Source organism: Mesorhizobium onobrychidis (assembly GCF_024707545.1).
Taxonomy (GTDB): Bacteria; Pseudomonadota; Alphaproteobacteria; order Rhizobiales; family Rhizobiaceae; genus Mesorhizobium; species Mesorhizobium onobrychidis.
Window position 1 is genome coordinate 5,380,460 of record NZ_CP062229.1, and the last position, 10,598, is coordinate 5,391,057.

Below are 10,598 nucleotides of genomic sequence, written 5' to 3' on the forward strand. Positions count from 1 at the left end.
ATACCAGGATTTTTCCAGAGCCGGCGCCCATTTTGAGGGCCCGACATTTTGTGCCTGAGCATCGGATGTCCCAAACCGGTGCCTACTTTTGGGTCCGATTCCCTCAGCGCCCCCTTGCCAGGCTTCCGAGGATGCCGCGCACGATCGCCCGTCCGACGGATGAACCGACCGAACGAACCACCGATTTGATCGCCGCCTCCGCCACCGTTTGGCGATTGGACGCTCGCGGTGCCGGTACCCGCCTGCCGCCGGTGGTCTGGGGGGCGGGATCGTCATTGCCGAAGCCTGGAATGGTCCAGCGTGAGCGGCCGCTCTCCTGCTGCTGCGCCTCCGCGTCGAGAGCGTCCTTGGCTTTTTTCTGCAGCATCTCGAAAGCCGATTCACGATCGATGGTCTGGTCGTACTGTCCCGTAACCGGGCTCTCAGTGATCAGCTTGCGGCGCTCGTCAGGCGTGATCGGGCCAAGGCGTGACGACGGCGGGCGAACCAGGGTCCGCTGGACCATGGACGGAGCACCTTTGGCTTCCAGCGTCGATACCAGCGCCTCTCCGGTGCCGAGTTGCGTGATCACGGTTGCACAGTCGAAGTCGGGATTTGGCCTGAACGTCTCGGCGGCCGTCCTCACGGCCTTCTGCTCCCGCGGCGTGTAGGCGCGCAGGGCGTGCTGCACCCGGTTACCGAGCTGGGCCAGAACCGTTTCAGGGATATCCAGCGGATTCTGGGTGACGAAGTAGACGCCGACGCCCTTCGAACGGATCAGGCGGACCACCTGTTCGACGCGGTCGATCAGCACCTTCGGCGCATCATCGAACAGAAGATGCGCCTCGTCGAAGAAGAAGACCAGCTTCGGCTTGTCGGGATCGCCGACTTCGGGAAGCTCCTCGAACAGTTCCGACATCAGCCACAAAAGGAATGTCGCATAGAGCCGGGGATTCATCATCAGCTTGTCGGCAGCCAGCACGCTGATCGCGCCGCGGCCGTCGCGGGTGGTGCGCATGATGTCGGCGATCCGCAACGCCGGCTCGCCGAAGAAATTCGCCGCTCCCTGCTGCTCTAGAACCAGCAGCGTGCGCTGGATTGCGCCGACCGAAGGCTTCGTCACATTGCCGTAGCGAGCGCCGATTTCTTCGGCGCGTTCGGCGATGTTGGCAAGAAGCGCTTGCAGGTCCTTCAGATCCAGCAGCAACAAGCCCTCTTCGTCGGCGATGCGGAAGGCAATGTTCATGATGCCTTCCTGCGCCTCGGACAGGTTCATCAGGCGCGACAGAAGCAGCGGCCCCATTTCCGAGACGGTGGCGCGGATCGGATGGCCCTGCTCGCCGAACAAATCCCAGAAGATGACCGGAAATTCCTGGAAATCATAAGGATCGAGCTTGACCTGCTCGGCGCGCTTGACCAGAAAATCCTGTGCCGTGCCCATCATGGCGATACCGGACAGATCGCCCTTGATGTCGGCGCAGAAGACCGGCACGCCGGCATTGGAGAAACCTTCCGCCAGAATCTGCAAGGTCACGGTCTTGCCGGTGCCGGTCGCGCCGGTGACCAGGCCGTGACGATTGCCATACTCAAGCAGCAGATTTTCGGCGCGCTGGTAGCTGTCATCAGGCTTTCGGCTGGCTCCTATGAAAATACTGGTGTCGTCAGCCATGTGTCCGGTCTCCGCAAACCTGAAGTGTTGAACGCCCTGGTCTATTGAAAGTAACGGGGCTCGCCGCAGGTATAATGACGCCATTGCGCAGCGACAATGGCCATGGTCGAAATTGGTTTTGGAGCTTGCGGATTTTGCGCATGTTTGGCAATCGGTTGACGGTTCACCGCCGCAGGACGCGTGTCGCATTGTGATATGGGACGGGGAACCGTAGACTGACGTTCCAGGCCTATCGGCCGAGAAGACGAGGAGAGCGGATGGGCGCCGGTGCCTTGAACCACGATGCCGAACTTCCGAACCCTGACCGGCAGCGGTGGCTGGCCCTTGCGGAAAAAGCCTTGGCCGGCGGATCCTTCGAGGAAAAGCTCGTATCCCATACGGACGATGGCATCCGCATCGAGCCGCTCTATGATCGTTCAGTCACCGCAGAGCCTCTCGCGCGGGCAAATCCCAGATCGCCGTGGATCGTCAGCCAGCGTATCGACGATCCGGATATCGGCCGCGCCAAAGCCCAGGCCCTGGAAGACGTCGCACAGGGCGCCACCGGATTGTCGCTTGTCTTCGAAGGCGCGCCGAATGCGTTCGGCTACGGCCTGCCGAGGACTGCCGAGGCGCTGGAGACCGTGCTCGACGGCGTGCCGCTCAACCGCATCCAGGTCCGTATCGACGCGCATCCCTGGAGCCGCGCCGTGGCCGACTGGCTGGTTGCGTTCTTGAGCAAGCGCCGGTCGGACCCGGCAAAGCTCAACCTTTCCTTCGGTATCGATCCGGCGGCGATCTTTGCCGGTACCGGCCGCTTGCGGATGTCGATCGAGGCCCTGCAGGCATCGATGCCGCAGTCCCTGGCACATTTTTTCTCGATGGGCGTGCCCGGGGTTCTGCTGGAGGCAGACGGACGCGTCTTCCACAATGCCGGCGCCACCGAAGCGCAGGAGCTGGGCGCCATGATGGCTTCGGCGGTCTCCTATCTCCGGATGTTCGAGGAGGCGCGCCAGCCGCTCGTCTATGCGGCGCCCCATATCGGCTTTGCGCTGAGCGTCGACCAGGATCAATTCGTGTCGATGGCCAAGGTCAGGGCTTTGCGCAGGCTGTGGGCGCGTGTTCAGGAGGCGTGCTCGATCGCCGCCTCCACCGCCAACATCCATGCCGAGACGTCCTTCCGCATGATGACTTCGGCAGACCCGGAGACAAACATCCTGCGTACTGCGATCGCCGGTTTTGCCGCGGCAGCCGGCGGGGCGGATTCGATCTCCGTCCTGCCGCATACGATCGCGCATGGCCTGCCGGCGGGCTTTGCCCGCCGTGTCGCCCGCAATACGCAACTGATCATGGCCAACGAAAGCCATATCGATCATGTCGCCGACCCTGCTTGCGGTTCGGGCGCGGTTGAAGCGCTGACCGCCGAACTCTGCGAAGCGGCGTGGGAAGAATTCCAGCGGATCGAGGCGGAAGGCGGCGTGCTGTCCAGCCTGCAGCAAGGACACATCCAGAAACGGGTTCAGGCGGCCGCCGCCCGCCGCAATGCTGCCTATCAGGCGGGCGATCGGGCCATCATCGGCACGACGCTTCACCCGTCGAAGAACGAACGTCCGGTCGAAACGCTGGCGGCGGAGCGGCGGCCTGCCGTCACCGAGGGCGTAGCGGTGTGCGAGCCGCTGTTTCCGATCCGCATCGATCAATCGATCGGAGCAGCGCCATGATCCCGGATTTCAGCCAGATCGGCTGGTCGGCGCCGCGCCGGGCGGCGATCGAGGCCAAGGGCCAGCGGATGACCCCGGAAGGGCTGGCCATCAAGCATCTGTACAACCAGGGCGACCTCAAGGGGTTACCGCATCTCGACAGTTATCCGGGCCTGCCGCCATTCGTGCGCGGCCCCTACCCGACCATGTATGTCCAGCAGCCGTGGACGATCCGGCAATATGCCGGCTTCTCGACGGCGGAAGAGTCGAATGCCTTTTACCGGCGCAACCTTGCAGCCGGCCAGAAGGGACTGTCGGTCGCTTTCGACCTCGCCACGCATCGCGGCTACGACAGCGATCATCCGCGTGTCGCCGGCGATGTCGGCATGGCCGGCGTCGCCATCGATTCCATCCTCGACATGCGCCAGCTCTTCGACGGCATACCGCTTGACGAGATGACGGTGTCGATGACCATGAATGGCGCGGTGCTGCCGATCATGGCGCTCTACATCGTGGCCGCGGAAGAACAGGGCGTTGCGCAGAAGGACCTCGCCGGAACCATTCAGAACGACATCCTGAAAGAGTTCATGGTGCGCAACACCTACATCTATCCGCCAAAGCCTTCGATGCGGATTGTGTCGGACATCTTCTCCTACACGTCGCAGCACATGCCGAAGTTCAATTCGATTTCGATCTCCGGCTATCACATGCAAGAGGCAGGTGCGACCGCCGACCTCGAGCTCGCCTACACGATCGCCGACGGCATCGAATATGCCCGCGCCGGTGTCGCGGCGGGTCTCGATATCGACCGTTTCGCGCCGCGCCTTTCCTTCTTCTGGGCGATCGGCATGAACTTCTTCATGGAGGTCGCCAAGCTGAGGGCAGCCCGCCTTTTGTGGTCGAACCTGATGCTGAAGAACTTCTTGCCGAAGGACGAGCGCTCGCTGTCGCTGCGCACCCATTGCCAGACTTCGGGCTGGTCGCTGACGGCGCAGGACCCCTACAACAACATCATCCGCACCATGATCGAGGCGATGGCGGCGACGCAGGGTCATACGCAATCGCTGCACACCAACTCCTTCGATGAGGCGATGGCGCTGCCGACCGACCATTCGGCCCGCATTGCCCGCAACACGCAGCTCATCCTGCAAAAGGAATCCGGCACCACCCGCATCATCGACCCGTGGGGAGGCTCTGCCTATCTCGAACGGCTGACGCATGACCTGGCGGCGCGCGCGCTTGCCCATATCGAAGAGGTCGAGAGCCTGGGCGGGATGGCCGCCGCAACCGAAAAAAACATACCGAAGCTGCGCATCGAAGAGGCCGCCGCGCGCACGCAGGCGCGGATCGATTCCGGCGAGCAGATACTGGTCGGCGTCAACGCCCATCGTCCGGAGACGGACATCAAAGTCGACGTGCTGAAGATCGACAACGCCGAAGTCAGAGCCCGTCAATTGTCGAAACTGCAGCGGCTGAAAGGCACGCGCGACGTCGGTGCGGTCGAGAGCGCACTGAGTGCGCTGAGCCGCGCTGCGGAGAGCGGCGAAAATCTGCTGGAGTTCGCCATTCGCGCCGCGCGCGCCAACGCCACGGTCGGCGAGATTTCGCTGGCTCTGGAAAAGGTCTTCGGCCGCCATGTCGCTTCGGTCCAGACGATCTCCGGCGTCTATCGCAAGGCGCTCGGCGACAATCCGGTGGTCGACCGGCTGCAGGACAAGATCGTGGCGTTCGAGGAGAAGTCCGGCGGCAAGCCGCGCATTCTCGTCGCCAAGATGGGGCAGGACGGCCACGATCGCGGCCAGAAGGTCATCGCCACGGCCTTTGCCGATCTCGGCTTCGACGTGACCGTTGGGCCGATGTTCCAGACGCCGGACGAGATCGCCAGGCTCGCGGTCGAGCACGACGTGCATATCATCGGCGCCTCGTCGCTGGCGGCGGGCCATTTGACGCTCATTCCCGAACTCAAGGACGCGCTGAAGAAGCTCGGCCGCGATGGCATATTGATCGTCGCCGGCGGCGTTATCCCGCCGCAGGATTACGGTGCTGTGCTGCAGGCGGGGGCCGCGGAGATCTTCCCGCCGGGCACGGTCATCCCCGAGGCCGCCGACCGGCTGATGGACCGGCTGCTGCAGGCTGGATGAGCCGTTATAGTATGTGTTGTAACGGGGGCGTGTTTCGTTATAATTGGTGTTGCAACAAGGGTGCAGCGCCATGAACACGACCATCCGCAAGATCGGCAATTCCGAAGGCGTCATCCTGCCGAGGGAGCTTCTCGATCGTCTGAACCTGAAGGCTGGCGACCAGCTTCAAATCGTTGAAACCGGTGATGGCCTTGCGCTGAAGCCGGTGGACGATAGCTTCGAGCGGCAAATGAAAGCTGCCCGCGAGGTGATGGACAAATACAAAGTGGCGCTTCAAAAGCTCGCTGGATGAGCTGGCAATTCCTGAGCCGGCGCGCCGTGGAAGCGATGCACGCGGAGCAGCTGCGCCGGCATGGCGGCGCACATGGTTTGCGAGACGAGAATGCTCTTGAATCGGCGCTCGCCCGCGCCGAGAACAAGGCGAACTATTGTGATCCATCGATCGAGGATCTGGCTGCGGCCTATATCTTCGGCATCGCCAGAAATCACGCCTTTGTCGACGGCAACAAGCGCACGGCCATCGTCGCCGCCGGCGCGTTCCTGATTATCAACGGCTATACGCTGACGGCCGACAACGGCACGATCTATGAATTCGTCATGGGCGTCGCCGCCGGCGAGATCGACGAGGCTGGGGCGGCGGCATTCTTCCGCGACCATGCCGTCAAGATCGAGGTCTAATTGTCGGAGAGCTTGACGATTTCCCATTCCTTGCCGTTCACCACGGCAATTTCGCCGACCTTCTTGCCGAACAAAGCCAGGGCCATCGGTGAAACATGGGAAATCGTGCCCTTGGCCGGATCGGCCTCATCCTCGCCGACGATCTTCCAGTGCACCTTCCTGCCGTCATCGCCTTCCAGCGTGACACCCATGCCGAAGCGAACCAGGTCGCTGCCCGGTTCCGGCACGGAAAGCTCGGCGCTTTCACGCCGCGCGGTCCAGTAGCGCAGGTCGCGCGAGATGAGCGCGATGCGCTCGCGGTCGGCCCTCTTCTCCGCTCTGGCCAGATCATCGCGCAGGACAGCCAGTTCGGCATCGATCAGCGCCAGGCCGCGTTGCGTCACCAGATTGCGATGCTGACTGATCGGCCGCTCGCCGATGCCGGCGATGGCGTTTTCGCTATCCTCTTCGCGCGTGAAGGCTCTGCTCATTAGTCGAGCTTATGCCTCGCGCGGCGACTTCACAAGCTATTGCCGGCAAACCGGATCGGCCGATCCGGTCTGGCACGATTCCTGCGGCGCGACGGCCGAACGCTGGGAATCTGTGCCGATGTTGAACAGACGAAAATTTCTCGCACAAACCGCCGGCTTTGCCGCCCTGGGCCTCTCGCTCGGCAAGGCAGCGGCGGCCAGCCTGCCCGGCATCGACAATGCCCCGATGCGCGGCTCGATCAACGCTGCCGACCTCGGCGTGCAGCCCGGCGCGCTTGACGACCAGAGCAAGGCCTTCGCCACGCTGCTGCGCGACGCAAACGACCGCGACATGCCGGTGTTCCTGCCGCCGGGCACCTACGTCGTATCCAACCTTTCGCTGCCCAGCCGCGTCAGACTTTCCGGCGTGCCAGGCGCATCGCGGATCGTCTATGGCGGCAAAGGCCATCTGCTCATGGCCGAACAGGCCGAGCATATCGAATTCACCGGACTGGTGTTCGACGGCACCAACCGCTGGATGGGCGACTACGCGCAAGGCCTGCTCGACCTTCGCCGCGTCGCTCACCTCGTCATCGACAATTGCCAGATATCACGCAGCGGCAAGAGCGGCCTGGCGCTCGAGCACGCTTCGGGCCGCATCGAGCGCTCTGAAATATCGGGCGCGGCCGACGCCGGCATCTATTCGGTCGAAGCCGCCGGCCTGGAGATATCAGGCAACACCGTTTCCGACTGCGCCAATGGCGGTATCCTCGTGCACCGCCGGCAAGCGGCCGAGGACGGCACCATCGTCAGCGGCAACCGGGTCGAGCGCATTCAGGCGCGTAGCGGCGGAACCGGCCAGAACGGCAACGGCATCAATGCGTTCCGCGCCGGCAACGTCGTCATCTCGGGCAATATCGTCTCGGATTGTGCGTTTTCGGCGATCCGCGCCAACAGCGCCAGCAATCTGCATATCACCGGCAACACCTGCTCGCGGTCGGGCGAAACGGCGCTCTATAGCGAATTCTCCTTCGAGGGAGCGATCGTCAGCAACAACATCGTCGACGGCGCCGCCAACGGCATCTCTATCGTCAATTTCAACGAAGGCGGCCGCATGGGCGTGTGTTCCGGAAACATCGTCCGCAACCTTTCGACCAGTGGCCCCTACCCTGCCGATCCGCCGGGTTTCGGCATCGGTATCAACGTTGAAGCGGATACAACCGCCTTAGGCAACGTCGTCGAAAATGCGCCGCTCTACGGCATGCACATCGGCTGGGGGCCGTTCATGCGCAATGTGGTCGCCACGGGGAATATCATCCGCAAGGCCGGAACCGGCATCGCCGTCACCGTGGTCGAGGGCGCCGGCACGGCGGTCATCTCCGACAATGTCATCGATGGCGCCCAAAACGGCGCGATCGTCGGCCATCGCTGGGCCGAGCCGGTGACCGGCGATCTCGCCTCATCAGGCAATGCCGGCTATGCGCATCTGACCATCGAGCGCAATCATGTGAGCTGAATGCCCGTTCTCAGTGCGGCAGTGGGGCGGAGTGCGCCGACTTTGGCGCCGATCCGGCTTTGGATGGGTGGATTTGCCTGTTCGATCAGCTTCTCCGCCAGTGCCTTGTCGGCGTGCAAAAGCTTGGCCATGCACGCCGCGACCATGACTTCAGCCGCGCGGCCAGCGCCATCATCGCATTTGAGCGCAATGCCAAGGCCAAGCTCCGGAAGGGCTGCGCAATAGACGCCTTCGGCCCCTCCCTTGACAAAAATCCGGCCGGGTGCGGCCTCCATCAGCGCAACATCGGCCCTGCCGGTGCCGGCGACCAGAAAGGGCTCGGCCATGCAGGCGGAAAGCAGCCGTTTTGCGGCTTTGGCGCGCACGGGTTCAAAGCCGACCCCGGTCGCCATGCGGGCAAAGCCGAGCGCGAAGCTGCGTAGCGGCACGGCATAGGTCGGGATCGAGCAGCCGTCAGTACCGCAATGATCGAAATCATGGGCAGCACCGGTCACCGCTTTCATCGCATCGCGCACCATCTCCTGCGAGGCATGGCCTGATTTGACGTAGCCGCGATGGGCGATGCCGGCGTGGACGCAGGTACAGAGAAAGCCCGCATGCTTGCCAGAACAATTGTTGTGCAGCGCGTTTGGCAAGTTGCCGGCGCTGGCCAGCGCAACCGTCGCGTCGTGGCTGGACGGCCAATGCGCGCCGCATTCCAGCGCCGCCTCGTCCAGCCCGGCCTTCGCCAGCATCGCCCGCGCCAGTTCGACATGCGCCGGCTCACCGGAATGCGAAGCGCAGGCAAGCGCCAATTCGCTGTCGCCGAAACCATACGCATCGGCCGCACCGCTTTCGACCAGTGGCAGCGCCTGGATCGCCTTGACCGCCGAGCGCGGAAATACCGGGCGGGCCGTGTCGCCGATTTCCCAAACCGATTTGCCGTCGGCATCGAAAACCGCAATGGCGCCACGATGCGCGCTCTCGACCACCGCGCCGCGCAAAACTTCGACCAGAACCGGATTTGTCATGTCACCTCCCGCTCGCGCATGACCTCGAAAATCGGAATCGATTTTCGAAAAGGATCATGCGCAAAATCAAAATGTTACAGCGTCCTTTGCGCGCCCTAACGGGCGCGCGGCGCTGTAATGCGGGCGGGTTTATCTGATCCGGTCGAGAATGGAAACGTAGTTGGCGACGGCAGCACCGCCCATGTTGAAGATGCCGCCAAGCTTGGCGCCCGGCACCTGGATGCCGCCGGCCTCGCCGACCAGCTGCATGGCGCTCAGCACATGCATCGACACTCCGGTGGCGCCGATCGGATGGCCCTTGGCCTTCAGCCCGCCGGACGGATTGACCGGCAGCCGGCCATCCTTCGCCGTCTCGCCATTCAGCGCCAGTTTTGCGCCCTCGCCCGGTTTCGCCAGCCCCATCGCCTCATACTCGATCAGCTCGGCGATGGTGAAGCAGTCATGCGTCTCAACGAAGGACAGATCGTCGAGCGTCACACCGGCCTTCTTCAGCGCTTGGTTCCACGCATGCTCGCAGCCTTCGAAGGCGAGGATGTCGCGCTTCGACATCGGCAGGAAATCCTGCACATGCGCGTTGGCGCGGAAGGCGACGGCGCGGCGCATCCTCAACGCCGTCGCCGTGTCGGCAAGGACCAAAGCTGCGGCGCCGTCCGAAACCAGCGAGCAGTCGGTGCGTTTCAGGGGGCCAGCGACGAAGGGGTTCTTCTCGCTTTCATGTCGGCAGAACTCATAACCGAAATCCTTGCGCATCTGCGCATAGGGATTGTCGACGCCGTTCCTGTGGTTCTTGGCGGCGATCATCGCCAGCGCATCCGACTGGTCGCCATAGCGTTGGAAATAGGCTTGGGCGATCTTGCCGAAAACGCCGGCGAAGCCTGCCGGCGTGTCGCCCTCCTCGGGCAGATACGAGGCCTTGAGAAGGTTCTTGCCGATTTCTGGACCTGATGTCGTCGTCATCTGCTCGGCGCCGACCACCAGCACGATGCGCGCCGCATTGGCGTCGATGGCGCGGATGCCTTGCCTGACCGCCGCCGAGCCGGTGGCGCAGGCGTTCTCGACGCGTGTCGCCGGCTTGAAGCGCAGCCGGTCGTCGGCCTGCAGGACCAGGCTTGCGGTGAAATCCTGTGCGGAAAAGCCGGCGTTGAAGTGGCCGAGCACGATCTCGTCGACCTCGTCCGGACCGATGCCGGCATGATCGAGCGCCTCGCTCGCCACCTTGGTGATCAAGCCCTCCAGCGTCTCGCCTTCGAGCTTGCCGAAACGCGAATGCGCCCAGCCGACGATGCATGCTGTCATGGCTATCTCCATCCTGCGGGCCGGGCTACGCGATGTCGCGGCGCGCCTCGGCATTGTTCAAGCATGAACCGTCCCAACGACTTCGTGAAGGGGCCAGAACCACACAATCGCTTGATCTTGATATCTGGTCATAGCGCCTGACCTTTGCCACCCCAATTTAGGCTGGATTTTTGTTGATTGA

The 10,598-nt window shown here is 63.2% G+C and carries 9 protein-coding genes; 5 read left to right on the forward strand and 4 right to left on the reverse strand.

From position 1 onward, the window contains the following. Positions 1–103: 103 nt before the first annotated feature. On the reverse strand, positions 104–1,648 hold the full coding sequence (locus tag IHQ72_RS26825; RefSeq protein ID WP_258118347.1) for a helicase HerA-like C-terminal domain-containing protein: 1,545 nt from the start codon (positions 1,646–1,648) through the stop codon (positions 104–106). Positions 1,649–1,905: 257 nt separating this feature from the next. Between IHQ72_RS26825 and IHQ72_RS26830 the strand changes: the two genes are divergently transcribed. The 4 genes from IHQ72_RS26830 to IHQ72_RS26845 all read left to right on the forward strand — a co-directional run bounded on the left by IHQ72_RS26830 (position 1,906) and on the right by IHQ72_RS26845 (position 6,146). Next, positions 1,906–3,348 carry a methylmalonyl-CoA mutase subunit beta gene (locus IHQ72_RS26830; protein WP_258118348.1) on the forward strand — a complete coding sequence of 481 codons (1,443 nt, stop codon included), beginning with the start codon at positions 1,906–1,908 and terminating at the stop codon, positions 3,346–3,348. Beyond that, positions 3,345–5,468, forward strand: a complete 2,124-nt coding sequence (scpA, locus tag IHQ72_RS26835; protein ID WP_258118350.1) for a methylmalonyl-CoA mutase — start codon at positions 3,345–3,347, stop codon at positions 5,466–5,468. Before IHQ72_RS26830 ends, scpA begins: the two co-directional genes overlap by 4 nt. Positions 5,469–5,538: 70 nt before the next feature. Beyond that, entirely contained in the window at positions 5,539–5,760 is a 222-nt protein-coding gene (locus tag IHQ72_RS26840) for an AbrB/MazE/SpoVT family DNA-binding domain-containing protein (RefSeq protein ID WP_258118351.1), read from the forward strand. Beyond that, entirely contained in the window at positions 5,757–6,146 is a 390-nt protein-coding gene (locus tag IHQ72_RS26845; protein ID WP_258118352.1) for a type II toxin-antitoxin system death-on-curing family toxin, read from the forward strand. Before IHQ72_RS26840 ends, IHQ72_RS26845 begins: the two co-directional genes overlap by 4 nt. Here IHQ72_RS26845 and greA read toward each other — a convergent pair. After that, complete coding sequence (gene greA, locus IHQ72_RS26850) at positions 6,143–6,616, reverse strand: transcription elongation factor GreA (RefSeq protein ID WP_258118353.1); 474 nt, start codon at positions 6,614–6,616, stop codon at positions 6,143–6,145. The genes IHQ72_RS26845 and greA overlap by 4 nt on opposite strands. 118 nt (positions 6,617–6,734) lie before the next feature. On the opposite strand from greA, the gene IHQ72_RS26855 reads away from it, so the two are divergent. After that, complete coding sequence (locus tag IHQ72_RS26855) at positions 6,735–8,111, forward strand: TIGR03808 family TAT-translocated repetitive protein (protein ID WP_258118354.1); 1,377 nt, start codon at positions 6,735–6,737, stop codon at positions 8,109–8,111. On the opposite strand, the gene IHQ72_RS26860 is transcribed toward IHQ72_RS26855, so the two are convergent. Both IHQ72_RS26860 and IHQ72_RS26865 read right to left on the reverse strand, forming a co-directional pair. After that, positions 8,099–9,121 (reverse strand): asparaginase, encoded by a 1,023-nt coding sequence (locus IHQ72_RS26860; protein WP_258118355.1) that lies wholly within the window; start codon positions 9,119–9,121, stop codon positions 8,099–8,101. The two genes, IHQ72_RS26855 and IHQ72_RS26860, sit on opposite strands and share 13 nt — an antisense overlap. Before the next feature lie 129 nt (positions 9,122–9,250). Further along, positions 9,251–10,417, reverse strand: a complete 1,167-nt coding sequence (locus IHQ72_RS26865) for an acetyl-CoA acetyltransferase (RefSeq protein WP_258118356.1) — start codon at positions 10,415–10,417, stop codon at positions 9,251–9,253. Positions 10,418–10,598: the final 181 nt, after the last annotated feature.